The following is a 23,857-nucleotide window of genomic DNA, read 5'->3' as shown; positions in this document are numbered from 1 at the left end:
GTCTTTGAAATCAGATGGAAACCGGCGGTGCGCGGGAATGGCGAATGCGCGGAACACCGTTGCCCGCTGCCAATATGATCGCCGTCGCAAAGCTGACATCATGGGTCACAGCAACCGGTGCGTTGTAAGGCAGTTCGATCGCCGCCATCGCCCCGTGATGGTTTGCACAAAGCGGGCAAAACGCGTGGGCGGGCATCTCGTCAGATTGCCCGGATGCGTCAGAAGCCACCACACCATCAAGCTTATCAACCGAGACCATCTTGATGCCCGCAGGCGTACAAATCAGAAGATAATCACCACCCGGCGCAATTTCCGCGGCTGACGCCGCTGAAATGCCACTGGCCTGGCCGCTGAGCAATGCCGGGATCACACCGGACTGGGTGACACCCGCAAACAAAACGATAAACGCCACCAGCCATGTCTGAACGACACGGCGGAGCGACAGACCACCAACTTGGCGGTTATGGTGTTTGTGCATGATCATGGGTTGGATATGCCCGATTCAAACAATACCCGCAATGACATTGATCATTGCGGGCACTCTGTTTTGGACTAACGTCTTATAGTTTGGTCAAATCATGTCGCGCGCCTGAACCAGCTCGTCAAAGCGATCACCATCCAAGAAACCAAGCGCGATGCAGGCTTCTTTAAGGCTGCTGCGGTCCTTGTGCGCCTTTTTGGCGACCGCAGCGGCATTGTCATAGCCAATATGCGGCGCCAGGGCGGTCACCAGCATCAGGCTTTGTTCGACATAGTGATCAATCTTTTCCTGATCGGCCTCAAGACCGGCAATGCAATTATCAGCAAAACTGACCGACGCATCAGAAATCAGGCGCACCGATTGCAGCAGATTATAAATGATCACCGGCTTGAACACGTTCAGGTCGAGATGGCCGTTTGATCCGCCAACCGTAACCGCCACATGATTGCCCATCACCTGCGCGCAAACCATGGTAAGCGCCTCGGCCTGGGTCGGGTTGACCTTGCCCGGCATGATGGATGATCCGGGTTCATTGGCCGGCAGGACAAGCTCCCCCAGACCACAGCGCGGACCGGACCCCAGCAGGCGAATATCATTCCCGATTTTCATCAGCGACGTCGCCAGCACATTCAAAACACCCGACATCTCAACACAGGCATCATGGGCAGCCAGCGCCTCGAACTTGTTTTCGGCCGTCTCAAACTCAAGCCCGGTGATTTTTGAAACCTGTTTGGCAAATTCGACGTCAAAACCATCCGGCGCATTCAAACCGGTGCCAAGGGCGGTGCCGCCCTGTGCCAGTTTGCGAAGGCGCTTAAGCGCATCTTCGATCCGATCCAGCCCCAGCGCGATCTGCGCGGCATAACCGGAAAATTCCTGTCCAAGGGTCAGGGGCACCGCGTCCTGCATGTGGGTACGGCCAATTTTGACGATGTCGTCAAAGGCTTCGACCTTGGCATCAAGGGTCATGCGCAGATGCTTAAGAGCGGGTTTGAGCTTTTCTTCGATCTCGACCACGGCGGCGATATGCATCGCGGCCGGGAAGCTGTCATTGGATGACTGCCCGCGATTAACGTGATCGTTGGGATGCACCGGTTCACGCTTGCCCATCGGCTTGCCAAGGATCTCGCACGCCCGGTTGGCGATCACTTCGTTCGTATTCATGTTGGTCTGGGTGCCCGATCCGGTTTGCCAGACAACCAACGGGAAATGATCCAGAAGCTTGCCTTCGGCCACCTCGGTGGCGGCGGCTTCAATCGCCTTGGCCAGTTCCGGATCAAGATTATCAAGGGCGGCATTGGCGCGCGCAGCTGCGAGTTTCTGAACACCGAACGCCTTGATCAGGGCATCGGGCATGCGTTCACCACCAATGCGGAAATTCTGTCTGGATCGCTGGGTTTGCGCCCCCCAATACCGATCGGCGGGCACATCAATTTCGCCCATGGTGTCTTGTTCGGTACGGGTGGTCACTGAATTGGTCACGATCAAAATCCTCCGTGTCAGAAACAAACTGACCGGGGCGGGAACCCGGCATGCAACACTTTGATATGTTGCGCACGGAATATGGTTTGAAATCCGGGGGAACGCAAACTCAATTGCGAACAAATCTTATTTTCAAAGTTGATCAGGTGATGCAGGCAACCTATTGAAGGTCATCACGCCATGCCAAAAGCCGTATGCCCGCGCGTTCAAGCTGGGATGCGAATTCCGGCTCCGGCTGGCGGTCGGTAATGATGCCGGTAAGTTCTTCGAGCGGCGCAACGTTTTCCAGATAGCGTTGATCAAACTTCGTATGATCCACCATCAGCCATGTTTCATCGGAGCGTTCCATCATGGCGCGCTTAACGGCCACCGCCCGGCGATTGACGTCGCTAAATCCCTGTCGGGATATGCCCGATGCACCGATAAAGGCGATATTGGCATGGAAACGACGCAGATATTCGATGGTGTCATTGCCATAGACGGCGTTTTCCCGTCGATCAAACTGCCCCGGACACATCAGGACATCATCATGGTCGGCAAGCTCGGCCATACCATGCACCACCGCATAGCAGTTGGTCAGAAAGGTGCGCGACAGCTTTGTCGTGCGGGCTGCCAGAAACGGCGCAATCTGGGCCACGGTTGATCCGGCATCGATCATCGCGACATCGCCGGACCGCACCATATCGGCGGCCAGCATGCCAATCCGCTCAAACCCGGCAACGGCAGAAAGCTGGCGTTCTGCCAAGTCAGGCTGATGGCCCATGGGGCGTGCCGATGCCCCACCGAACTCGCGTTTGATCAGGCCATCGCTGCTCAGCGCATCAAGATCGCGGCGAATGGTTTCGGTTGCAACGTCGAATCGTTCTGCAAGTGTGGCAACTCTCACATGGGGGTGAACTTGTAACTCTTGCAGAATACGTTGCTGACGCTCTTTTTTTCCTAAACGCAAAGCCACATCCCCCCTCAATTATCGCCGGTTTTGTGCCGAAGACAGCCATCTTAGCAACCTTGACCGAAACGTTTTGTTACAGTTTTGTGTTGATTTTCCAACTTTTTCAAATTCATAATGTTGGTTAAAGCAACAATAAAAACAACAAAACCACACTTAAAATGGCGGAAAACCGTCAGTCACAGGGAAGAAAGGTTCAAAACCAGTGTTTTCACATCCGAAAAAAACCGACAGTTTAAAACTGACCACCCTCCTTGCCGCAATCGGCATGGTCGGCATGGCATCCACCCCGGCCGCCGCAACAGATGACTGCATCGCGCGCGGCGATCTTGATCCGATTTATTGCGACATGGATGGTGATCTTGTTGCTGATGCCCCGGCCGCAGATCAGCTTGTTGATCCCGACACCCTAGTATTCGCTTATACCCCGGTCGAAGACCCGGCCGTGTATGCCGACATCTGGGACCCGTTCCTGCAGCATCTTGAAGACGTTACCGGCAAAGACGTGCACTTCTTTGCGGTTCAGTCTAACTCGGCAGAAGTCGAAGCCATGCGTTCAGGTCGCCTGCACGTTGCCGGCTTCTCGACCGGCCCGACCCCGTTTGCCGTGAACCTTGCCGGCGCCGTTCCGTTTGCCCTGATGGGGGCCGATGATGGTCGTTTTGGCTATACGCTTCAGCTTTACACCCGTACCGACAGCGGCATCGACAAGGTCGAGGACCTCAAAGGCAAACGCGTTGCGCATACCTCGCCGACCTCGAACTCGGGCAACCTGGCACCGCGCGCACTGCTTCCGGGTCAGGGCGTTGTTCCGGAACAGGATTACGAAGTTGTCTATTCCGGTTCGCACGACCAGTCGATCCTAGGCGTTGTTGCCGGTGACTATGACGCAGCCCCGGTTGCCTCGGAAGTTGTCGAACGTATGGCCCAGCGCGATCTTTATGATCCGAACGAAGTTAAAATCATCTACGAAAGCAAGCCTTTCCCGACCACTTCGTTTAACTATGCCCACAACCTTGCGCCGGAACTGGTCGAAAAGATCAAGGAAGCCTTCTTTACCTTCGACATGAAGGGCACCGCCCTTGGTGAAGAATTCAAAGGTGTCTCGAAGTTTTTGCCGATCACCTATCAGGATGACTGGGCGGTTATCCGCGAAATTCAGGCTGCCAACGGTGTCAAATACACCCCGGACAACCTGAAGTAATTCCTGACTTTCCAATCGATCCGAACTTTGCAGGGCCTGCCTTGGCAGGCCCTGTGCCACCCATATTATTCGGGGTAACGCAATGCTGCGTATCAAAGAACTTGTAAAACGCTATGGCGACGAAAAGGCAGTGTTGAAGAACCTGAACCTTGAAGTCCCGGGCGAGAGTGTTGTTTCCATTATTGGTGCGTCAGGCGCGGGTAAAAGTACCCTGCTGCGCTGTATCAACCGCCTTGTAGAACCGTCTTCGGGCTCCATCGAACTTAATGGTACTGAATTGACCAGCCTTGAAGGCAAGGCGCTGCGTCTGGCACGTCGCCGTATCGGCATGGTGTTTCAGGGCTTTAACCTGATTGACCGTCTGACGGTCATGGAAAACGTCCAGTCCGGTCGTCTGGGCTATCTGCCGGCATGGCGCGCCGTGACGCGCAAATATCCGCAGGAAGACATTGATCGCGCCTTCCATTTGATGGAACGCGTCGGCATCGCCCATTATGCCGACAAACGGGCTGATGAACTGTCTGGCGGTGAACGCCAGCGTGTTGGTGTTGTCCGCGCCCTGATGCAGGAACCTGAAATCTTGCTGGCCGATGAACCGACCGCATCGCTTGATCCGAAAACATCCCGTCAGATCATGGAACTGCTGCGCGCGCTCGCATCCGAGCTGCACCTGCCGGTTCTGATCAACATTCATAACGTCAACGAAGCCAAGGAATATACCCAGCGTATCGTTGGCATGCGCTTTGGCCGCATCATTTTCGATGGCGAGCCGGTTGACCTGAACAATGACGCGATGGACGAAATCTATGCCGGTGTGCCGGCCGAAGAACGCGGTGGTGCCGAAAGCAGCAATCACCTGCGCGAGGTCGCGGCACGATGAGCAGCACCGTTCAATCAACGGGCCGCAGCCGCACCTGGAAGAAGCCCCCCTTTATTGCCAACCCCGTGTTGCGCTGGGGCATTCTGGTGGCGGTTGCGGCCTATGTATGGTGGGCATTAACGTCCCTGCCATTCGACTGGGAGCGTATTCAGGACGGTGTCCCGCGTGCTATCCGTATCTTCAAGGGCGCCTTCCCGCCAAGCTTCCTGCGCGGCGAGTTGCTGTTTGACGGCTTTATGGAAAGCATCAAGATCGCCATCGTCTCAACCCTGCTTGGTCTGGCGCTCAGCGTTCCGATTGCCTTTGCGTCCGCATCAAACATCGCGCCCAAATGGCTTTATACCATCGGGCGTGGCGTCATCATTGTTGCGCGTTCCTTCCATCCGGTCATTGTCGCCATCCTGTTTGTCAAAGCCGTCGGCTTTGGCCCGCTGGCGGGCATCCTGACGCTTACGGTCTATTCCATCGGGTTCGTTGCCAAAATGCTGGCCGAACGGATCGAGGAAATCGACTGGGGTCAGGTCGAGGCGATCCGGGCTGCCGGCGGGGCGACATTTGTCTCCCTTCTATATGCTGTGATTCCGCAAATCATGCCCCGTCAGATCGGTCTTTCGATCTATCAGCTTGATAGCAACCTGCGCGCGTCTGCCATTGTTGGCATCGTTGGTGCAGGCGGTATCGGATCGACCCTTCTTAATGCCTTCGGGCGTTACGACTATGACTTTGCGCTGGCGATCACCCTTTGCATCATCGGTGTGATCCTTGTCAGCGAGGCCATCAGCGGCCGGATCAGGAGGAACCTATGGTAGCCACCACCCAACCTACCGGACCGGAAGCAATCGCCAATCGCGAATGGTCCCGCTACACCACCAAGGAGCGCTGGCGGCGTTACGGCCTGACCGCACTGGTCGCACTCGCCGTTGTCTGGTCGCTTTCCACGATCAATGTCATCTGGCCATGGCTTTGGGATGCCCCGGCCCAAATGGGCGATCTGTTTGCCCGCATGTTCCCGCCATCGCTTGAAGGTTGGCAGGAAATCGGCTGGACGTTGCTTGAAACCGTCAATATCGCGACGATTGCGACCTTCTTTGCGGTATTCATGTCTCTGCCGATTGCCTTGATCGCGGCACAGAACACCACCCCGAACCGTTTCACGCTGTGGCTTGGCCGGTTCATTCTGGTGTCGTCGCGTTCGGTCAATACCATCATCTGGGCACTGCTGTTTGTCGCTGTGTTCGGACCGGGTGTTCTGGCCGGTATTCTGGCGATTATTTTCCGATCGCTTGGCTTCCTTGGCAAATTGCTGGGCGAGGCGATTGAGGAAATCGACCGTGCACCGATCGAGGCCCTGGAATCCGTTGGCGCATCGCGCTTCAAGATTCTGGTGTATGGCGTCATTCCGCAAGTCATGCCGACCTTCTTTGCCGTATCCATTCTGCGTTGGGACATCAACCTGCGTGAAAGTACGGTTCTGGGGCTGGTCGGGGCTGGCGGTATCGGCATCATCCTTCAAGGCGCGATTGATACCTTTGCCTGGCAAACGGTTGCCACGATCCTGCTGGCAATCATTGGCCTGGTCATTATTGGCGAAGCCATCTCAGCTTACCTGCGTAAAAAGGTGATCTGACGTGACCAAAACATACGACCTTCTGGTCGTTGGCGGCGGCATTAACGGGGCTGGTATTGCCCGTGATGCCGCCGGTCGCGGACTTTCTGTTCTTTTGGTCGAACAGCGCGACCTTGCCTCGGCCACCTCTTCCTCCTCGACCAAACTGATCCATGGCGGTCTTCGCTATCTTGAACATTACGAGTTCCGACTGGTGCGTGAAGCCCTTCAGGAACGCGAAGTTCTTTTGACTGCCGCCCCGCATATCATCTGGCCATTGACGTTTGTTCTGCCCCATCACAAGGGCCTGCGTCCAAAATGGATGCTGCGTGCCGGGTTGTTCCTGTATGACCATCTGGCAAAACGCAAACGTCTGCCGGGCTCACGTGCGGTTTCGTTTAAGGGCACGCCCGAAGGCGAACCGTTGAAATCCGACTTTGCCGGCGGTTTTTCCTATTCCGATTGCTGGGTTGATGATGCCAGACTTGTGGTTTTGAACGCACAAGACGCACAGGCACGTGGTGCAGAAATCCGCACCCGGACCAAATGCGCCTCACTGGTGCGTCATCATGATCACTGGAATGCAGAACTGATCGGCCCTGATGGCACACCCCAATCGGTTCAGGCTAAAGCAGTGGTCAATGCTGCCGGGCCGTGGGTGACCGAGATGGTCGAAAATGCCGGACTTGGCCAAAAGGCTGCCGGTCTTCGACTGGTCAAGGGCAGCCACATTGTCGTGCCGCGCATTCATGACCATGATCATTGCTATATCTTCCAGAATGGCGATGGGCGCATTGCCTTTGCCATCCCCTATCAGCAGGATTACACCCTGATCGGGACCACCGATGTTGCCTATAATGGCGACCCGGCACAGGTCAAAATCAGCAATCAGGAAGTCGACTATCTGCTTGATCTGGTGAATGGCTATCTGGACAAGCCGCTTGGCCGCAAGGACGTGGTTTGGGATTATTCCGGTGTCCGCCCGCTTTATGATGACAAGAACACCAATGCGTCGGCAGTAACCCGCGACTACGTGTTTGATCTTGATACCGGCGATACCGGCAACACTGCCGCGATCCTGTCGATCTATGGCGGCAAGATCACCACCTATCGCAGGCTAGCCGAACATGCGATGCAAAAGCTGGCCCCGGTTCTGGGCAATGATGCAAACGACTGGACAGCCAATGCGGTTCTGCCCGGCGGCGATATGCCAGACGGCGACTTTGAGGCGTTCCTTGCCAAGGCCAGGGCACGCTATGGCTGGTTGCCTGACGCATTGCTCTATCGCCTTGTGCGAAGCTACGGCACAGCGGTTACAGAAATCATCGGCAGCGCAGCATCACTGGATGAGTTGGGGGCAGAAGTTACCCCGAGCCTGTATGAAGCTGAACTCCACTACCTGATGGCCAATGAATGGGCGTGTAACGCAGAAGATGTTCTGTGGCGCAGGACCAAGCTTGGCATCGGGATGCAGCCTGATCAGGTCGAAGCCATCGACCAATGGTTTGCCGCCCAAGCCCGGCTTGGTCAGGCTGCACAGTAAACCGCAAAAAATGTGATCTGCAGACATGAAAAAGGGCAGTGATTTCACTGCCCTTTTTGTGCGAATTCTGATGCGACCTTAATAGGCATATTCCTTGAACAGCGGATCAACCGATCCGTTCCATTCGGTTTCATACTTATCAAGGAATTCCTCTGCCAGGGTCCGGCCGCTTTGCGCGACGTCATCAAGGCTGTCAAGGAAGTGGCTTTCGTCATCGCCATAGCCATCCATGCGGCCACGGTTTTTCAGGCCCTGCCGGGCAATTGCCAGAACTTCCTTTGAAAGATCCTGAACCGTGCCGTTCTTGAACGGGGTGGCAAGGGCCGTGCGGGGAACGTCATTGCGCAGCGCTTCGCGTTCAGCAACCGACAGGTCCTTGACCAGATCCCATGCGGCGTCAAGGGCCGCGTCATCATAAAGCAGACCAACCCAAAGGGCCGGCAGCGCACAGATGCGCTTCCACGGGCCACCATCAGCCCCGCGCATTTCAAGGAACTTCTTAAGACGCACTTCCGGGAAGGCGGTGGTCATGTGATCGGACCAGTCATTCATGGTTGGACGTTCGCCCGGCACGACATCAAGCTTGCCGTCCATGAAATCACGGAACGACTTGCCCGACGCATCAAGATACTTGCCGTCGCGATAGACGAAATACATCGGCACATCGAGCATGTAGTCAACGTACCGTTCAAAGCCAAAACCGTCTTCAAACACAAACGGCAACATGCCGCAGCGATCCGGATCGGTATCGGTCCAGACGTTCGAACGTGCCGACAGGAAGCCGCTTGGCTTGCCATCAACAAACGGGGATGCCGCAAACAGGGCGGTCGCCACCGGCTGAAGCGCCAGCGAGGTTTTGAATTTCTTGACCATGTCGGTCTCAGAACTGAAGTCGAGATTGACCTGAATGGTCGAGGTCCGCAGCATCATGTCCAGACCAAGGTTTCCGACCTTGGGCATGTATTCACCCATGATCTTGTAGCGCCCCTTGGGCATCCACGGGATGTCTTCACGCTTCCATTTCGGATTGTGACCGACGCCGAGCATATCAATACCAAGACCGTCGCAAATCTCGCGCACTTCGTGCAGGTGCGTGTGCACTTCACCACATGTCTGGTGAATGTTTTTAAGCGGCGCACCGGAAAGCTCGATCTGCCCACCGGGCTCGAGGGATACGGAACATTTGTCCTTGGTCAGCGCAATGACATTGCCGTTCTCGATGACCGGTTCCCAGTCATAATGTTTGGCAAGGGCATTGAGCAGCATTTTAACCCCGCGTTCCCCTTCATAGGGGATGGGGCGCAGATCATCGCGGGTATAGGCGAATTTTTCGTGTTCGGTGCCGATGGCCCAGTCCTTTTTCGGCGTACAGCCGGACTCAAACCATTCGACGAGCTGGCGCCGGCTTTCAATAACCGGGCTGTCACCAGTGGAGGCGCTGACAGTCATAAGGGCTTCCCCTAATCTCTCGCAACGGGTCGGTGCGACCAATCGCCGATACGATCCTGAAATACGGTCAAAGCTGCGATTGCGGCCGTTTCGGCACGCAGGATACGCGGACCGAGACTAACAGGCGTTGCAAAAGGCTGTTTGCGGATACGTTCAAGTTCGTCGGCGCTAAAGCCGCCCTCGGGTCCAATCACGATTGCATGGTTAACAACATTGATATTGTCGATAAACGAGCCAGAGCCCTTTGCCAATAGTTGACTTAGCACTTCACCAATTGGTGACCCGGAACCGGTTTCATCACAAAACAGCAGATGGTGATTTTCCGGCACATTTGCGACCCAGTCCAGAAGACGCACAGGTTCGCAAACCTCAGGCACAGTCAGGCGCTCGCACTGTTCGGCCGCCTCGATAACCTGTGACTGCAAACGATCAAGACGGACCTTGTCGGTGATGCCATGCTGGGTGATGACCGGCTGCAATCTTTCAACCCCAAGCTCGACCGATTTTTCAATCAGGAAATCAAGCCGTTGTTTTTTGATCGGTGCAAAGACAAGAGTCGGCCCGACCTCGGTGCCCTGATCACGCAATCGGCGCTCGGCAGTGACACTGCCCTTCTTCCTGCGAAGCGCGCTGATCGTGCCAAGCCACTCCCCGTCCAGGCCGTTAAAAATTTTTACCGGCGTTCCGGGCTTGAGGCGCATGACATGTTCGAGGTAATGAGACTGTTCAGGCGCAAGTTCGATTTCGCTATCGGCCATGATAGGATCACGAACGAAAAGGCGTTGGCGGGCACGCGTGGCATCAGCGGTCATAAAAGTCCCCAAAGCCGTTTTACGGCATCTTGAAAAAGTTTTTTATCAGATAGGCCAATTATGACACAGGTCAACCAGCCAATACAGACGTCCAAAAACGATATGCCACAGGATGGCTGGATTGATCGCTTCATGCCGGGACCTGTGCGGCCCTATCTGAAACTGCTGCGCCTTGATCGCCCGATTGGCACCTGGCTTTTGTTGCTGCCCTGCTGGTGGTCCACCGCCATGGCAGGTGGCTTGTCTGATGATATCAGCGCCAAGCAAATCGTCATCATGATGGCCCTGTTCGGGGTTGGGGCCGTGATCATGCGCGGCGCTGGTTGCGTGATCAACGATCTGGCGGATCGCAATTTTGATGGTCAGGTCGAACGCACCACCACCCGCCCGCTGCCAAGTGGTCAGGTCAAAGTCTGGCAGGCCTTGCTGTTCCTTGGTTTCATGATGTTGCTGGGGCTTGGCATTCTGGTGCAGTTCCGCATTGAGGCGATCATTGTCGGCATCTGTTCGATCCCGATCATCATCACCTATCCGTTCATGAAGCGGATCACCTATTGGCCGCAGGCCTGTCTTGGTCTGGCCTTTAACTGGGGGGCGCTGGTTGGCTGGGCAGCGGTGACCGGCACTGTCGAACCGGCCGCGATTGCCTTGTATGCGGCGGGCTTTTTCTGGACGCTTGGCTATGACACCATCTATGCCCACCAGGACAAGGATGACGATGCCAAGATCGGCCTGAAATCACTGGCACTGCGCTTGGGCGATGCCACCCCGAAATGGGCAAAGGGGTTCTATACCATGACCACCCTTCTGCTGGGCGTTTCGGGCATGCTGGCTGATTTGCACTGGTCCTATTTCGTGTTGCTCGGGCTTGCTGGTATTCACCTTGGCTGGCAGGTTGCCACCGTCAAACTTGATGACGCGGCCAACTGCCTGAAGCGGTTCAAGTCCAACCGCGATTACGGATTGCTGGTCCTTGTTGCCATCGTGCTTTCGCATCTGATTGCGGCCGCTTAAACAAAACACCCCTTTTTCAAGGTGAACCGCCAAATGAGCGACAATGTCTTTGCCGATGCACTGGTACCCGATGTCGATGATCCGCAATTTGCCGATCTGATCGAGACATTCACAGTACCGGCCCGGGTGCCCTTGGCACCGGAAATCGAGATGTATCTGGCAACCCATATCACCCCGCTTTGGCAGGCGACCGAGGATATTTTGGGCGTGCTCGATATCCCGCCGCCTTATTGGGCCTTTGCCTGGCCGGGTGGACAGGCTATCACGCGCTATATCCTTGATCACCCGGAACTGGTGCGCGGCAAGCGAGTGCTTGATTTCGCCTGCGGTGGCGGCATGCAAGCCATTGCCTGCGTTCAGGCCGATGCGGCCGTGATCCTTGCCAATGACATCGATCCGGTGGCGATTACCGCCACCCGGCTCAATGCCAAACATAACGGCGTTGAAATCCCGACCACGACCGAAAACCTTGTGGGCACCTCGGCCCCGGAAAAGCGCTGGGATGTGATTTTTGCCGGGGATGTCTGTTATCAGCAGGATATGGCAAATGCCGTCTTGCAATGGCTGATGGCCGAGGCCCGCCTGGGCACAAAGGTCATTCTCGCCGATCCGGGCCGGACATACGCGCCGACACACAATATCGACGAACTTGAAACCTATGACGTGCCGGTCGATGTCGCAGTCGAAGACACCGACAGCAAGTTCACCCGCATCTGGCAGCTTTTGCCCGATAGGAATTAGTCGGCTTCAACAACAGATCGGCGAAACGCCAGATCATCAATCACCCGCAGGACGAATGCGGGGCTTAGCCCCTGCCCGGCATGTTTGGCAAAGTACGCAAGCATTTCCCATTGGCTGATCGCCTTGAACCGGCGTTCGGTGGCTGCGATTGCGGACAGTGCGAAAACCACGCCGTGATCAAAAAGATGCCCGCGCACCGACTGATACATCCCGACATGATCCGGCCGCACGCCACAGTCCAGATCAAGATCACGGCCGTGGAGTTGCTGATAGCTGTAATGGGCGGGCACCGATTCCGTCACATGCATGTGGGCAAGTTGCCGGGGTGTTAGCCAGGTGATCGAAACACGCACGCGCGTCCCCGGTGACGGGGCGAGTGTTGCCGGAACCGATCCATAGCCCGTCAGATGGGTTGAATAGACAATGTCATGATGCTTAAGCCAACCATGGGTCACCGGGATTTCATCCGATAGGTTCTGATGGGTGAATTTCCGGCTGAGCTGCACGGGTGCGCGGTTTGATCCGACGGCGAGAACAGGTGTTCGCCCGAAGGTAAGTGCTGCAATATCGTCCGGAGAAATCGGCATCACTTCGCCACCCCGAAACAGGAAATCATGGTCGGGGGCAGCATAGGGATACAAAAACGCGCGCAGGAGTTCCTGCGCGCGTGGATGCTGTTCGATCTGTTCGCGCAACACGGGGTCCGTGATGAATTGCGCATCAGATAACGAAAACATGTCTTGTTGGTCCGGCTTAGCCTTCTACGACGCGATAGCGGTAGTTGCAGTCATCAACATGCTGCCAAGCCAGTTTCGACCATGCTTTTTCCGCATCGCCGAATGTTGCGAACGGACCGTGACGCTCTTCTTCGCCGCCAACCGGGTTTTCAAAGTCGGTGCTTTCATATTCGCCACCAACAACCCAGTATTCTTCAAGGCGTTCAATGCGGTAACGCGAATTCGCGTCATCAACCGACTGCCAGGCCATTTTCGACCACTGCTGTTCGGCTTCTTCGAAGCTGCCAAACGGACCAATCTTGGTTTCTTCGCCAATCGGCTGTTCGAAACCGGTATCCTGATAGGTGCCCCCGATAACCCAGTACTTGGCCATCTGTGCGTCCTTCATGCTTTTGGTGAGTTGCCAGGTCGCGTGCTGTGGGTCACGCGACTCAATTCCTTGCCCATGTATAACCAAATGATGCGCAGACCAAAACCGCAAAATTATGCATCCCCGTGCGGCGCAGCATTGATCCTTCATGTAGGGATGGATCAAGCCGGTTACAAATGACGTATTTGATAACAGCAAGGTTGTCCCGTCCCGCTCCGCGGCGTATGAAGGCAATCAGGTTTCAAAGCTTTGCAGATGACAGGTGCCATGCCCTATCAATCCCTTCGTGACTTCATGGATGCGCTAGAAAAGTCCGGCCGCCTTGTCCGTGTCACCGAACCGGTCTCCCCCAACCTTGAAATGACAGAAATCCAGACGCGCCTTCTGGCCGAAGGCGGCCCGGCCGTTCTGTTTGAAAATGTCGTGGGCGATGACGGCAAAAAATACGACATGCCGGTTCTGGTAAACCTGTTTGGCACGGTTGATCGCGTGGCGGCGGGCATGAACCGCAAGCCCGAAGAACTGCGTGAAGTTGGCGAAACGCTGGCGTTTCTCAAACAGCCAGAACCGCCGGCCAGCATCCGCGAAGCCTTTTCGATGCTGCCGCTTGCCAAAACCGTGATGGCAATGAAGCCCAAAACGGTTTCAAAGGCGCCATGTCAGCAAATTGTCCTTGAAGGCGATGACGTCGATCTGTCGCAAATCCCGGTGCAGTCCTGCTGGCCCGGCGAACCCGGCCCGCTGATCACCTGGCCCCTGGTCGTGACCCAAGGCCCGAGTGCCGGAGAAAAAGGCGGCGACAAGCGCGATGTCTTTAACCTTGGCATCTATCGCATGCAGGTGCTTGGCAAGAATAAGACGATCATGCGCTGGCTCAAACATCGTGGTGGCGCACAACACCATGCCCGCTGGAAACAGGAAAAGCGTGATCCGCTGCCGGCCGCCATCGTCCTTGGCGCGGATCCGGGCACCATTCTTGCGGCGGTCACTCCGGTCCCTGATACCCTGTCAGAATATCAGTTTGCCGGTCTTCTGCGCGGCGAAAAGGTCGAACTGGTCGATTGCAAGACCGTCCCGCTCAAGGTCCCGGCCACGGCCGAGATCGTGCTGGAGGGTTACGTCTCTCTTGATGAATACGCCCCCGAAGGCCCGTATGGCGATCACACCGGGTATTATAACTCGGTCGAGGATTTCCCGGTCTTTACCGTCACCGCGATCACCATGCGCAAAAAGCCGATCTATCTTTCGACCTTCACCGGTCGTCCGCCTGATGAGCCTTCGGTTCTTGGCGAAGCGCTCAATGATGTGTTTGTCCCGCTCCTGCAGCAGCAATTCCCGGAAATCGTTGATTTCTGGCTGCCGCCAGAGGGATGTAGCTATCGCATCGCGGTTGTATCGATGAAGAAGGCCTATGCCGGTCATGCCAAGCGCGTGATGATGGGTGTGTGGTCGTTCCTGCGTCAGTTCATGTACACCAAATTCGTTATCGTCGTGGATGACGATATCGATGTGCGCGACTGGAAGGACGTGATGTGGGCGATTTCAACCCGCATGGATCCGGTGCGTGATATCACGACCGTGACCGACACACCGATTGATTACCTTGATTTCGCATCCCCGGTTTCGGGCCTTGGCGGCAAACTTGGCCTTGATGCCACCAACAAGTTACCGGGCGAAACCAACCGTGAATGGGGCGAAAAGATATACATGGAAGATGAGATCATCGACCGTGTCGATCAGAAATGGGAGCGCTACGGCCTGCCCGGGTCAGGCAAGAAAATCTGGCGGGACTGATCGCGAACAGCTAGACCAAGATTCTAAAAAACCCGCATGCGTGGATGTTAAAATTTTCGATGCGGCGCCAATGGAATACCGTGCCGAGCAACATAATCGTTACTGGCATCCAGCGCAGCCTTGTTTTGTGGGCTCCATGGTTCCGAACGCTTTTTGGCAACAGTTTCACTCAGCAGTTCAGTCTCTTGGCTTATGTTGTTGGGGGGTCGCATTGTCTTACGCGAGCAAACCATTATTACACCCTTCAATCGAACCACATTTATGCGGCATGCGGTTCGACTTCGGCTACAATTTTCTCGCCCGCGGTCGCGCAAGCAACGGATAGATCATAGGCTGTTTGCGCGTTCAGCCAGAATTGTGCGGTCGTGCCAAAATAACGCGACAACCGCAACGCTGTGTCAGCGGTAATCATACGTCGTCCACGAACGATATCGTTGATCCGATTAGCAGGGACTTTGATACGGTCTGCCAGAACGTTCCCGCTTAATCCCATAGGAACCATAAATTCCTCTTTGAGGATTTCACCTGGCGCAGTTCTTATCCGCATAACGACCTCCTTCAATGGTAATCAACAATTTCAACATCCTCTGCACCGCCATCACGCCAGACAAAACAGATGCGCCACTGATCGTTAATTCGAATGCTATGCTGGCCTTGTCTTTGCCCGCGTAGCACCTCTAATCGGTTTCCCGGCGGCGAACGCAGATCCTCTATCGCCTCAGCATAATCAATCATATCAAGCTTTCGAAGAGACGCCTTTTCAATCGGGCGCAGCCACTTGGCGACACGGACACCATTGAACAAGTTCGCAGTGTCTTTGCTGGAAAAGCTTTTGATCATGATTATATGTAGTACGTACAATAAACAATGTCAATTTCTGAAGAACAACCAGTGATCACCGTTCTCGGCTGCCTTTTCCGAATAGAAGAACTGCGGTGCATCGCACATGAAATCATCAATGCGGATGGCGAAATTGCACATATCCGCATCCCCCATGACTTCGGCCATATATTCGGGCCTGTTTTCCTGCCAGCTCAGCACCGGCGGGGCTGTTTCATCATAGACGCACAGGGCAAACTGTTCGGATTGTTCAAACGGGATATAGCGGATTTCGCTTTGCGCCTCGCCACCATGATTGGTGACAAACAACAGCGCAAATTGCGGCCCTTCGGGACTATCAAGATCGACCCAGCCAGCAATCCGGTCGACCTTGTCATCACAGGTAAAATCACCTGTCAGCATCTGATGGCGATAATTGCGGGCATATTGCCCGCCCTGCCAGCGCATCTCGCTGTAAAGCTGCGCGCTTGAGACCGGGTCGGTGCGGCCATCAGCGTTAAGTTCCCAGACACCACTATCTGCGGAATTTTCGGGCTGTTCCGTCACCGGTTTGGCTGGCGTGTGATTACAGGCCGCCAACATCATCGAAACAGCGCCAGTCATCAGGCCATGTCTTAAAAATCGCTTCGTCATTTGGTCCCCGTGCCACAGCTTCTTTGCTGCCTATCTTGCGTGTTATCACCCACTATATCAGAAGCATTCGCGAAAACAGCATCGCCTTCGCCCTTGCCCGCATGCGCAACGAAAACCACCTTTGTCACAGGCGGTTGATCACACTTGAAAACAGGGTTTGTGTTTCGCCCCTATGCGAATGCGATCTCGCCGCCTATAACGTAAGAAATTCATTCAGAGACCCATTTCGAGACAAGGGAGCCTCCATGCCCAAGACCGACATGACACTTGATCGCATCAATGATCTTCTCGCGCAGGCCAAAAAGGCCGGTGCAGATGACGCCGATGCCGTTTATGTCGAAGGCACATCGCTTTCGGTTGCCCAGCGTCTGGGCAAGATGGAGAAGCTTGAACGTTCTGAGGGGGCTGACCTTGGCCTTCGGGTTCTGATCGGTAAAAAGCAGGCGGTGGTATCGTCTTCGGATACCAGCGACGCAGCCCTTGGCGAATTGGTCGAGCGTGCCGTCGCCATGGCGAAAAACGCGCCGGAAGATCCCTATTGCGGCATTGCCGATCCCTCCGAGCTTGCCGAAACGTTTGATGTCGAGGCGCTTGAGCTTTGCGAACCGGGCGAAGTTGATCAGGACAAGCTGATCGAATGGGCCAGCGCGTGTGAAGAAGCCGCCCGCTCGGTCGAAGGCATCACCAACTCCGAAGGATCCGAAGCCGGCTGGGGGCGCCATCAGATCACGCTGGCTGCGACCAACGGTTTTGCCAATTCCTATGCCGGGTCGGGCAGCCATATCTCGGTTTCTGTGCTGGCGGGAACCGGTACGGGCATGGAGCGCGATTACGATTATGACAGCGCGGTCTTTTCGACCGATCTGCGCGACCCGGTTGATATCGGCAAAAAGGCAGCGGAAAAGACCCTGCGTCGCCTTAACCCGCGCAAGGTCAAAAGTGCGCAGGTGCCGGTGATTTATGATCCGCGTGTTTCGGCGTCTATTGTTGGGCATCTTTCGGGTGCGATCAATGGATCGGGCATTGCACGTGGCACAAGCTTCCTGCTTGATGCGATGGATAGCGAAATCTTTGCCCCGCATATCAACATCATTGATAACCCGCATCGCAAACGTGGGCTTCGATCCAAACCGTTTGATGCCGAAGGGGTAGCAAACCAGAAACGCCATCTGATCGAAAACGGTGTTTTGAAAACCTGGATCATGGATCTACGCTCTGCCCGTCAGCTGGGCCTGAAATCAACCGGCAACGCATCACGCGGCGCCGGAAGCCTGCCGGGGCCATCAACCACCAACCTTTACATGGAACCGGGCACGATTTCGCCCGAAGACATGATCAAGGATATCAAATCGGGGCTTTATATCACCGAGATGATCGGTAGCAGCGTCAATGGCGTCACGGGTGATTATTCACGCGGTGCGTCGGGCTACTGGATTGAAAATGGTGAACTGGCCTATCCGGTGTCGGAAATCACCGTGGCCGGGAACCTGAAAGACATGTTCAAGTCGGTTGTTCCGGCCAATGACCTGACGTTTAAATACGGCACCAACGCGCCGACCCTTCGTATTGATGGCATGACATTGGCTGGTCAGTAAAAAAACTCTTTGTTGCCAGAAAGACGAAAAAAGAACGCCCGGACCATTTGGCCGGGCGTTTTCAGTTTGGGTACTTCTTGGGTACTTGGGAGTTTCGGGTACTCAGGTCGGGGTGGAGACCTAAGCTGCCCGAATGGTACTGACAAAGCTGTCAGTGGCACCTTTCAGGGTGGTAAAGTTCTCAGACATGGTGCTGACTGCGGTCAAAACGTCACTCGACGCTGTGCCCGCCTCGGTTACGGCCTGAGAAACCGTAACGATGTTGGAGCTCACAACCGTTGTCCCGGTTGCAGCTTGTTCGATGTTAAAGGCAATCTCGCGGGTGGCAGCCGACTGTTCCTCCACCGCCGAGGAAATCGTCGCAACAACCCCGTCCATTTCCGTGATGGTCTTGCTGATCAGATCAATCTGGCTGGCCGCAAAGCCGGTACGGCCCTGAAGACTGTCGACCTGCTTGCGAATTTCTTCTGTCGCCTTTGCGGTCTGCGCTGACAGGGTTTTGACCTCGTTAGCGACAACGGCAAAGCCCTTGCCGGCATCGCCGGCACGAGATGCCTCGATCGTCGCGTTCAGGGCGAGCATATTGGTCTGATCGGAAATATCGGAAATCAGTTTAAGAACATGATCGATATTATTGGATGCCTCGACCAGCTCCTGAATGCCGCGCATGGTTTCGCGCGCCTGATCAACGGCCTTTTTGGCGATCTCGGTCGAAAATACGACCTGCCGGTTGATCTCCTCGATCGAGGAATTGAGTTCCTCGGTCGCGGACGCAACAGAATCCACATTGCCACTGGCCTGCTCACTTGCCGAGGCAACAGCGGTTGTTTGCTCTGAGGCGGTATTTGCGATCTGGGACATGCCCGTGGCGGTTGCCTGCAATTCCACAGCGGCCGCCGCCACCGCTTCGATGATGCTTCCGACACTGTTGGTAAAGCTGTCTGCCGTCTGGTTCATGAACTGGCGATGCTGTTCCTTGGCACGTTCTTCCTGTGCCTGGGCCTCGGCTTCGAGCTCATCATTGCGGATGGCATTGGATTTGAACACTTGAACCGCCTGCGCCATCTGACCGATTTCGTCCTTTCGGGTTTGTCCCGGAATTTCAACGGAAAGATCACGGTCGGCAAGACGGCGCATGATTGCGGTAATGGCAATGATCGGACGTGACAAACGATCGCCCATCACCCAGGCCAGGATCATGCCCAGAACCGCCCCACCGATGGATGCGATGAGGATTTCGGTCTCGGCCAGAATGATTTCGGCAACGACCTTTTCAAAGATGTTCTGTTCTGCCACCGCAAGGTCATGTTTTAACGCCTCGGCATCGGCAATGATGCCCTCGGATGCCTCGCGCATGGTGCCATGCACCGTGGCAACAATTTCAAGCTCATCTGCGCGCACCTTGTCAAATACCTGCCGATAATCGGCAAACAGTTCCTTGGCATCATCAAGCACGGCTTTCAGATCACCCGTCAGCGGTTGATTACCAATTTGCCCCAATGCGGTTTCAAGCTTGGCAAATTCATCCGCCGACTTGGCGCCAAAGCTGTCATCCTGACGACCAATCAGGATATTGGCATAGAGGCGCGCCAGAAGCGCATGTTCGCGTGCCGCGACCGAGCGTTTGAGAAGCTCCATATCGCCCGTGTCCTGGGCATGGGCAACAAGCTTGTCGAGATCTGCAACAATCTTGATCCCGTCCGGTTCAAGGCGATCAAGGATCAGGGAATGATATTCGTCGCTCAGGCTTTTGGCAGAGGCGAAACTTGCAAGATACGCGTCAAGCTCCTCGCCGATATGCTGGATGCGGCTTCGGTGTTCTTGGCCGACAAACTGCCCCTGGGCATCATCAAGCATCAGCTCAAGCTGCTTGGCATAGGTAAATACTGCTTCGGCATCGGCCGGGTCTGCCGTATTGGCAAATTCCCGCGCGTGGCTGTTAAAGCGCAAAAATTGGGTTTCGATCTCGCTGATCAGGGATGCTTCTTCAACATAATGGGCATATTCATCAACATCATGCGAGACTGCGACAAAGGTGACATAGGCAAAGGCAAGGGCCGCGATCAGAATTGCCAGAACAACAGCAAAACCAGCCAGAATTTTTGATTTGATGCGCATATTAGCCAACATCCCCGAGTTAAGAACCAAAGCAGAGGACCCCGAAACCATTGTCATTCTCCTTGGAAGGCGATGACGTTCATCAACGCTCGCCACTTCGGTCTAACGGAACTTTCCAAGCCCCAATATCCTCATATGAGGAGGGGCAAGGCGCCCGTGACACCTTGAAATTAAAGTGGTAAAGAGAAATGCAACTTCAAGGAGTCACTGCTTTATCATCATAAAAATATGATGAACCCTGAAACGTTGCGGATCAGCGATGAAACCGGCGCGAAAACGCCTGTCGGTTCAGGACTGCGTTCTTAAATGAAGTTTAATTAAAAATTGTGGTCTCAATAGGGGGACTCGCATGGTTCAACCGCGAGGAAGCACCCGTCGCTAGTCCGCTGCAATCCGAAGCAGTTCCTGCGGCGGGCTTTCTGATCTCGATGCCAAATCGGCATAGGCCGGCGGAACCATCAGCCGCACCGGATAGGGTGACAAGCTGATTTCACAGGGAAGCTTGCCGGCACTTTCCCCGTCAATCTGAAGCGGGGCCGGGCCGCAATGGCTGGTGATCGTGATGCGTTCAGAGCGGACCACCGACACATCACTTTGGGCATGCAAACGATTCAGCGTCAGCGCCAGTCCATAGCGTGACAGGGCACCGATCCCGTTACCGGGCATCATCACCACATCAAGACTGTTGGCGGTCAAACTGGCATCGGGTGAAATAATGAACGCGCCGCCATAGTGGCGCGCATGGGTCACAACGACCCCCGCCACGCGGTAGTTTTCCCGGCCGATATTGACTTCAAAATCGCGATGATGCGGGAAGAAAATATTGCGAAGGCCTTCGAGAACATAGGCGCCCTTGCCAATCAGGCGCTTAAGCCGCAGCGACACATTGGCGACGGTGTCGGCATCGGCCCCCATACCAACCATCAAAAAGAATGCCCGTCCATTCACCAATCCAGGGCGGACCCAGACCATGCCGGGATTATTGATATACTCCGCAATCGCGCGTGCCTTGATTTCAAGCCCGACCTCAACCGCCAACACATTGGCGGTACCCAGCGGAATAATGCCCAGTGGCGGGACTTCGTGACCGTCGATCTGGGCATCCAGCAACCCGTTGAGCGCCTCGTTCAATGACCCGTCACCGCCGGCCACGAACAGACGTTGATGGGCGCGCACCTTGCGCGCCAACTCGCGGGCGTGACCGGGATGGGTGGTCTGAAGCAATTCCACCTTGATACCGGCATGTTGCAATATCTGGGACAAAAACCGCTGTTTATTGCCCCCGGCACGTGGATTGAAGATGACAGTCACATCCGCTTCGGTCATTTGGACCCACTTCCGAAATAAAAATGAAATAAATTTATCACTTACCCTACCATATGAAATAAAACGTGTAACAGTTGCTTTACAGAACCGCGAAATTTCTGTGAACGGGTTATATAATCGAACGATTTGTTTTAAACGGATACTGGTTGGGGACAGTATTCGGCAAGACAATTTGTCGAATTCCAGCCATCCTTTTGGCAGGATACGGAGGAGCGGCAATGACAGCGATGACGCTGCAACCGCATTACCGCACGGTCTGGATTTCAGACGTCCATCTGGGGACACGTGGATGTCAGGCAGACCTTCTATTGGATTTCCTCAATGAAGTAACGGCAGACACCTATTATCTGGTAGGTGACATCATTGACGGCTGGCGGCTCAAGAAAAGCTGGTACTGGCCGGAAAGTCATCATGCCGTGATCACGACAATCATGGAAAAGGCAAAGAATGGCGCCAAAGTCATCTTCGTCCCCGGGAACCATGATGAATTCGCCCGTGAATTTGTCGACATGACCTTTGGCCATGTCGACGTCAAAATGAACGACATCCACGTCACCGCCGATGGCAAGCGCCTGCTGGTCATTCATGGCGATGAATTTGACGGGGTCGTCAAATATGCCAAGTGGCTCGCCTATCTGGGCGACACGGCCTACAACCTTGCCATCGCGCTCAATCGTTATTTCAACGGCGTGCGCCGCCGACTGGGATATGGGTACTGGTCACTTTCGGCCTATCTCAAGAACCGGGTCAAAAACGCCGTTCAGTTCATCTGCAACTTTGAAAATGCCGTTGCCCACGAAGCCGCCAAACGCAAGGTGGATGGCGTGGTCTGCGGGCATATCCATCATGCAGAAAAACGTGAAATCGGCGATGTCCTGTATTGCAATGACGGTGACTGGGTCGAAAGCTGCACCGCCCTTGTCGAAGACAAAGATGGCAAGCTTGAATTGCTGCACTGGGCTGAAATGCGCCAGATGGCGATGAGCCACTCAAGCCCCGGCAGCGATGCTGTCAGTACCCCGTCACTGGGCCTTGGCAAACTGATTTCCATGTTCCGTACCGCCCACAGCGCGGGCAACTCTGCATCGGGCTCTTCGAAAAAGGGCAATGATGCACCGATTGGAAAGACTGCATGAAAATACTGATCGTAACCGATGCCTGGTATCCACAGGTCAACGGTGTTGTCCGTACCCTTGAAACCGTACGCGGCGAGCTGGGCGAGATGGGGCATGACGTTCATGTCATCTCGCCCGATCAGTTCAAGACCATTCCCTGCCCGACCTATCCGGAAATCCGGCTGGCCCTGTTTGCCAAACGCAAGATGGCCAAAATGATCGAGGCCCTGCATCCGGTGGCCATTCATATCTCAACCGAAGGACCACTGGGTCAGGCAGCCCGGGCCTATTGCCTTAAACACGGCATTCCGTTTTCAACTGCCTATCACACGCGCTTCCCGGAATATATTCATGCCCGCTGGCGCCTGCCACTCTCGATCCTGTATCGCGGCATGAAGCATTTCCATGGCAAGTCGCAATCCGTCATGGTGGCGACCGAAACCCTGCGCAAGGAACTGTCCGATTGGGGGTTCAACAACCTTCATATCTGGTCGCGCGGGGTGGATCTTGATCTGTTCCGTCCCCGACCAGAGGCCAGCTTTGGCGACTTCCCGAAACCGCACTGGCTGTTTGTTGGCCGTGTGGCGGTGGAAAAGAATATCGGCCATTTCCTTGATCTTGACCTGCCCGGCACGAAGTTCGTGGTCGGTGATGGCCCGCAGCTTAATGAGCTCAAAGGCAAATATCCCAACGCGCAGTTTCTGGGTAAAAAGGTCGGCGAAGAACTGGCGACCGCCTTTGCGTCCGCCGATGTCTTTGTTTTCCCCAGCAAGACCGACACGTTCGGCCTTGTCATCCTTGAGGCATTGGCATCGGGCACCCCGGTCGCCGTCTTCCCGGTGCAGGGTCCGGCCGACATCGTGCGTGGTACCAAGGCCGGGGCGATTGATGCCGATCTGCGTGAAGCTGCCCTGGCGGCGCTTGAGCTAAAAGGTGAGGATGCCCGCGCACTGGCCGAACAATATAGCTGGCGCAACTCCGCCAACCAGTTCCTGCACAATCTCGCACCGTTTTCCGGCGGGTTTGATGGGATTGAGGCCATCCGGGTATCGCTTGATGATGTGGCAAACGCCAGCACAGCAAAACCGGATGCACCTGACCAAGAACGAGAAACTGACACAAATGCGGGCACAGTCCCCATAGGCCAGCCTGCACAATAGGCCTTGGC

Annotated in this window: 24 protein-coding genes; 11 read left to right on the top strand and 13 right to left on the bottom strand. The window is 55.2% G+C overall.

Annotation, left to right across the window (positions count from 1 at the left end; genetic code table 11):
* Positions 1 to 10: 10 nt before the first annotated feature.
* The 3 genes from ACXAF0_RS06095 to ACXAF0_RS06085 all read right to left on the bottom strand — a co-directional run bounded on the left by ACXAF0_RS06095 (position 11) and on the right by ACXAF0_RS06085 (position 2,918).
* Positions 11 to 484 (bottom strand): DUF2946 family protein, encoded by a 474-nt coding sequence (locus ACXAF0_RS06095; RefSeq protein ID WP_475344844.1) that lies wholly within the window; start codon positions 482 to 484, stop codon positions 11 to 13.
* Positions 485 to 571: 87 nt separating this feature from the next.
* The gene (fumC, locus tag ACXAF0_RS06090; RefSeq protein ID WP_475344843.1) at positions 572 to 1,963 is read right to left on the bottom strand and encodes a class II fumarate hydratase; all 1,392 of its coding nucleotides are present in this window, start codon (positions 1,961 to 1,963) and stop codon (positions 572 to 574) included.
* 160 nt (positions 1,964 to 2,123) lie between these two features.
* Positions 2,124 to 2,918 carry a DeoR/GlpR family DNA-binding transcription regulator gene (locus ACXAF0_RS06085; protein ID WP_475344842.1) on the bottom strand — a complete coding sequence of 265 codons (795 nt, stop codon included), beginning with the start codon at positions 2,916 to 2,918 and terminating at the stop codon, positions 2,124 to 2,126.
* 199 nt (positions 2,919 to 3,117) lie between these two features.
* On the opposite strand from ACXAF0_RS06085, the gene phnD reads away from it, so the two are divergent.
* From phnD to glpD, 5 genes are all read left to right on the top strand, one after another.
* Positions 3,118 to 4,116 (top strand): phosphate/phosphite/phosphonate ABC transporter substrate-binding protein, encoded by a 999-nt coding sequence (gene phnD / locus ACXAF0_RS06080; RefSeq protein ID WP_475344840.1) that lies wholly within the window; start codon positions 3,118 to 3,120, stop codon positions 4,114 to 4,116.
* Between the two features lie 82 nt (positions 4,117 to 4,198).
* Entirely contained in the window at positions 4,199 to 4,996 is a 798-nt protein-coding gene (gene phnC, locus ACXAF0_RS06075; RefSeq protein ID WP_475344838.1) for a phosphonate ABC transporter ATP-binding protein, read from the top strand.
* Positions 4,993 to 5,805 carry a phosphonate ABC transporter, permease protein PhnE gene (gene phnE / locus ACXAF0_RS06070; protein WP_475344836.1) on the top strand — a complete coding sequence of 271 codons (813 nt, stop codon included), beginning with the start codon at positions 4,993 to 4,995 and terminating at the stop codon, positions 5,803 to 5,805. The genes phnC and phnE (ACXAF0_RS06070) overlap by 4 nt, the downstream gene beginning before the upstream one ends.
* Entirely contained in the window at positions 5,799 to 6,623 is an 825-nt protein-coding gene (gene phnE / locus ACXAF0_RS06065; protein ID WP_475344835.1) for a phosphonate ABC transporter, permease protein PhnE, read from the top strand. The genes phnE (ACXAF0_RS06070) and phnE (ACXAF0_RS06065) overlap by 7 nt, the downstream gene beginning before the upstream one ends.
* 1 nt (position 6,624) lies before the next feature.
* Positions 6,625 to 8,145: a glycerol-3-phosphate dehydrogenase gene (gene glpD, locus ACXAF0_RS06060; protein ID WP_475344833.1), complete on the top strand. Its 1,521-nt coding sequence runs from the start codon at positions 6,625 to 6,627 to the stop codon at positions 8,143 to 8,145.
* A gap of 78 nt (positions 8,146 to 8,223) precedes the next feature.
* On the opposite strand, the gene ACXAF0_RS06055 is transcribed toward glpD, so the two are convergent.
* Together ACXAF0_RS06055 and ACXAF0_RS06050 are read right to left on the bottom strand one after the other, a co-directional pair.
* Positions 8,224 to 9,594 carry a glutamate--cysteine ligase gene (locus tag ACXAF0_RS06055; protein ID WP_475344830.1) on the bottom strand — a complete coding sequence of 457 codons (1,371 nt, stop codon included), beginning with the start codon at positions 9,592 to 9,594 and terminating at the stop codon, positions 8,224 to 8,226.
* Between the two features lie 11 nt (positions 9,595 to 9,605).
* Entirely contained in the window at positions 9,606 to 10,406 is an 801-nt protein-coding gene (locus ACXAF0_RS06050; RefSeq protein WP_475344827.1) for a 16S rRNA (uracil(1498)-N(3))-methyltransferase, read from the bottom strand.
* A 60-nt stretch (positions 10,407 to 10,466) separates the two neighbouring features.
* Between ACXAF0_RS06050 and ubiA the strand changes: the two genes are divergently transcribed.
* Together ubiA and ACXAF0_RS06040 are read left to right on the top strand one after the other, a co-directional pair.
* Positions 10,467 to 11,420: a 4-hydroxybenzoate octaprenyltransferase gene (gene ubiA, locus ACXAF0_RS06045; RefSeq protein ID WP_475344825.1), complete on the top strand. Its 954-nt coding sequence runs from the start codon at positions 10,467 to 10,469 to the stop codon at positions 11,418 to 11,420.
* Positions 11,421 to 11,453: 33 nt separating this feature from the next.
* Positions 11,454 to 12,161 (top strand): class I SAM-dependent methyltransferase, encoded by a 708-nt coding sequence (locus ACXAF0_RS06040; RefSeq protein ID WP_475344821.1) that lies wholly within the window; start codon positions 11,454 to 11,456, stop codon positions 12,159 to 12,161.
* Here ACXAF0_RS06040 and ACXAF0_RS06035 read toward each other — a convergent pair.
* Both ACXAF0_RS06035 and ACXAF0_RS06030 read right to left on the bottom strand, forming a co-directional pair.
* A complete protein-coding gene (locus tag ACXAF0_RS06035; protein ID WP_475344819.1) occupies positions 12,158 to 12,898 on the bottom strand; it encodes a hypothetical protein in 741 nt (246 codons plus the stop codon). The two genes, ACXAF0_RS06040 and ACXAF0_RS06035, sit on opposite strands and share 4 nt — an antisense overlap.
* Before the next feature lie 16 nt (positions 12,899 to 12,914).
* Positions 12,915 to 13,271 carry a DUF4170 domain-containing protein gene (locus ACXAF0_RS06030; protein ID WP_475344817.1) on the bottom strand — a complete coding sequence of 119 codons (357 nt, stop codon included), beginning with the start codon at positions 13,269 to 13,271 and terminating at the stop codon, positions 12,915 to 12,917.
* Between the two features lie 264 nt (positions 13,272 to 13,535).
* Here ACXAF0_RS06030 and ACXAF0_RS06025 point away from each other — a divergent pair, with 264 nt between their 5' ends.
* The gene (locus tag ACXAF0_RS06025; protein ID WP_475344813.1) at positions 13,536 to 15,062 is read left to right on the top strand and encodes a UbiD family decarboxylase; all 1,527 of its coding nucleotides are present in this window, start codon (positions 13,536 to 13,538) and stop codon (positions 15,060 to 15,062) included.
* Positions 15,063 to 15,109: 47 nt separating this feature from the next.
* Here ACXAF0_RS06025 and ACXAF0_RS06020 read toward each other — a convergent pair whose 3' ends face one another.
* Genes ACXAF0_RS06020 through ACXAF0_RS06005 form a run of 4 tightly spaced genes read right to left on the bottom strand, consistent with a single transcriptional unit; the run spans position 15,110 to position 16,505 of the window.
* A complete protein-coding gene (locus tag ACXAF0_RS06020; protein ID WP_475346227.1) occupies positions 15,110 to 15,274 on the bottom strand; it encodes a type II toxin-antitoxin system CcdA family antitoxin in 165 nt (54 codons plus the stop codon).
* Between the two features lie 47 nt (positions 15,275 to 15,321).
* Positions 15,322 to 15,609, bottom strand: coding sequence for a HigA family addiction module antitoxin (locus tag ACXAF0_RS06015; RefSeq protein ID WP_475344810.1), 288 nt, complete (start codon positions 15,607 to 15,609; stop codon positions 15,322 to 15,324).
* Positions 15,610 to 15,620: 11 nt separating this feature from the next.
* Positions 15,621 to 15,902, bottom strand: coding sequence for a type II toxin-antitoxin system RelE/ParE family toxin (locus ACXAF0_RS06010; protein WP_417830250.1), 282 nt, complete (start codon positions 15,900 to 15,902; stop codon positions 15,621 to 15,623).
* Between the two features lie 30 nt (positions 15,903 to 15,932).
* A complete protein-coding gene (locus tag ACXAF0_RS06005) occupies positions 15,933 to 16,505 on the bottom strand; it encodes a hypothetical protein (protein WP_475344807.1) in 573 nt (190 codons plus the stop codon).
* A gap of 275 nt (positions 16,506 to 16,780) precedes the next feature.
* Between ACXAF0_RS06005 and ACXAF0_RS06000 the strand changes: the two genes are divergently transcribed.
* Positions 16,781 to 18,130: a TldD/PmbA family protein gene (locus ACXAF0_RS06000; RefSeq protein ID WP_475344803.1), complete on the top strand. Its 1,350-nt coding sequence runs from the start codon at positions 16,781 to 16,783 to the stop codon at positions 18,128 to 18,130.
* Positions 18,131 to 18,250: 120 nt separating this feature from the next.
* Here ACXAF0_RS06000 and ACXAF0_RS05995 read toward each other — a convergent pair whose 3' ends face one another.
* Positions 18,251 to 20,248 (bottom strand): methyl-accepting chemotaxis protein, encoded by a 1,998-nt coding sequence (locus ACXAF0_RS05995; RefSeq protein WP_475344800.1) that lies wholly within the window; start codon positions 20,246 to 20,248, stop codon positions 18,251 to 18,253.
* Between the two features lie 378 nt (positions 20,249 to 20,626).
* On the bottom strand, positions 20,627 to 21,574 hold the full coding sequence (locus ACXAF0_RS05990; protein ID WP_475344798.1) for a diacylglycerol/lipid kinase family protein: 948 nt from the start codon (positions 21,572 to 21,574) through the stop codon (positions 20,627 to 20,629).
* Positions 21,575 to 21,792: 218 nt separating this feature from the next.
* Here ACXAF0_RS05990 and ACXAF0_RS05985 point away from each other — a divergent pair, with 218 nt between their 5' ends.
* Both ACXAF0_RS05985 and ACXAF0_RS05980 read left to right on the top strand, forming a co-directional pair.
* Complete coding sequence (locus ACXAF0_RS05985; protein WP_475344796.1) at positions 21,793 to 22,710, top strand: UDP-2,3-diacylglucosamine diphosphatase; 918 nt, start codon at positions 21,793 to 21,795, stop codon at positions 22,708 to 22,710.
* Positions 22,707 to 23,849 (top strand): glycosyltransferase family 4 protein, encoded by a 1,143-nt coding sequence (locus ACXAF0_RS05980; RefSeq protein ID WP_475344794.1) that lies wholly within the window; start codon positions 22,707 to 22,709, stop codon positions 23,847 to 23,849. The genes ACXAF0_RS05985 and ACXAF0_RS05980 overlap by 4 nt, the downstream gene beginning before the upstream one ends.
* Positions 23,850 to 23,857: the final 8 nt, after the last annotated feature.

The organism is Thalassospira sp. ABD4_177 (assembly GCF_056160125.1).
Note: the sequence above shows the minus strand (reverse complement) of the source record. Positions and strands in the feature narration are given on the sequence as shown.

Excerpts from the sequence above, each read along its gene's own strand:
- ACXAF0_RS06015 (WP_475344810.1), bottom strand. The coding sequence starts at position 15,609 with ATGCGGATAAGAACTGCGCCAGGTGAAATCCTCAAAGAGGAATTTATG.
- ACXAF0_RS05980 (WP_475344794.1), top strand. The coding sequence starts at position 22,707 with ATGAAAATACTGATCGTAACCGATGCCTGGTATCCACAGGTCAACGGT.
- ACXAF0_RS06050 (WP_475344827.1), bottom strand. The coding sequence starts at position 10,406 with ATGACCGCTGATGCCACGCGTGCCCGCCAACGCCTTTTCGTTCGTGAT.
- ACXAF0_RS06030 (WP_475344817.1), bottom strand. The coding sequence starts at position 13,271 with ATGGCCAAGTACTGGGTTATCGGGGGCACCTATCAGGATACCGGTTTC.
- ACXAF0_RS06020 (WP_475346227.1), bottom strand. The coding sequence starts at position 15,274 with ATGCGACCCCCCAACAACATAAGCCAAGAGACTGAACTGCTGAGTGAA.
- ACXAF0_RS06005 (WP_475344807.1), bottom strand. The coding sequence starts at position 16,505 with ATGACTGGCGCTGTTTCGATGATGTTGGCGGCCTGTAATCACACGCCA.
- ACXAF0_RS06010 (WP_417830250.1), bottom strand. The coding sequence starts at position 15,902 with ATGATCAAAAGCTTTTCCAGCAAAGACACTGCGAACTTGTTCAATGGT.
- ACXAF0_RS05995 (WP_475344800.1), bottom strand. The coding sequence starts at position 20,248 with ATGCGCATCAAATCAAAAATTCTGGCTGGTTTTGCTGTTGTTCTGGCA.
- ACXAF0_RS05990 (WP_475344798.1), bottom strand. The coding sequence starts at position 21,574 with ATGACCGAAGCGGATGTGACTGTCATCTTCAATCCACGTGCCGGGGGC.
- ubiA (WP_475344825.1), top strand. The coding sequence starts at position 10,467 with ATGACACAGGTCAACCAGCCAATACAGACGTCCAAAAACGATATGCCA.
- ACXAF0_RS05985 (WP_475344796.1), top strand. The coding sequence starts at position 21,793 with ATGACAGCGATGACGCTGCAACCGCATTACCGCACGGTCTGGATTTCA.
- ACXAF0_RS06025 (WP_475344813.1), top strand. The coding sequence starts at position 13,536 with ATGCCCTATCAATCCCTTCGTGACTTCATGGATGCGCTAGAAAAGTCC.
- phnE (WP_475344835.1), top strand. The coding sequence starts at position 5,799 with ATGGTAGCCACCACCCAACCTACCGGACCGGAAGCAATCGCCAATCGC.
- ACXAF0_RS06035 (WP_475344819.1), bottom strand. The coding sequence starts at position 12,898 with ATGTTTTCGTTATCTGATGCGCAATTCATCACGGACCCCGTGTTGCGC.
- phnE (WP_475344836.1), top strand. The coding sequence starts at position 4,993 with ATGAGCAGCACCGTTCAATCAACGGGCCGCAGCCGCACCTGGAAGAAG.
- ACXAF0_RS06055 (WP_475344830.1), bottom strand. The coding sequence starts at position 9,594 with ATGACTGTCAGCGCCTCCACTGGTGACAGCCCGGTTATTGAAAGCCGG.
- ACXAF0_RS06095 (WP_475344844.1), bottom strand. The coding sequence starts at position 484 with ATGATCATGCACAAACACCATAACCGCCAAGTTGGTGGTCTGTCGCTC.
- ACXAF0_RS06000 (WP_475344803.1), top strand. The coding sequence starts at position 16,781 with ATGCCCAAGACCGACATGACACTTGATCGCATCAATGATCTTCTCGCG.
- phnC (WP_475344838.1), top strand. The coding sequence starts at position 4,199 with ATGCTGCGTATCAAAGAACTTGTAAAACGCTATGGCGACGAAAAGGCA.
- ACXAF0_RS06040 (WP_475344821.1), top strand. The coding sequence starts at position 11,454 with ATGAGCGACAATGTCTTTGCCGATGCACTGGTACCCGATGTCGATGAT.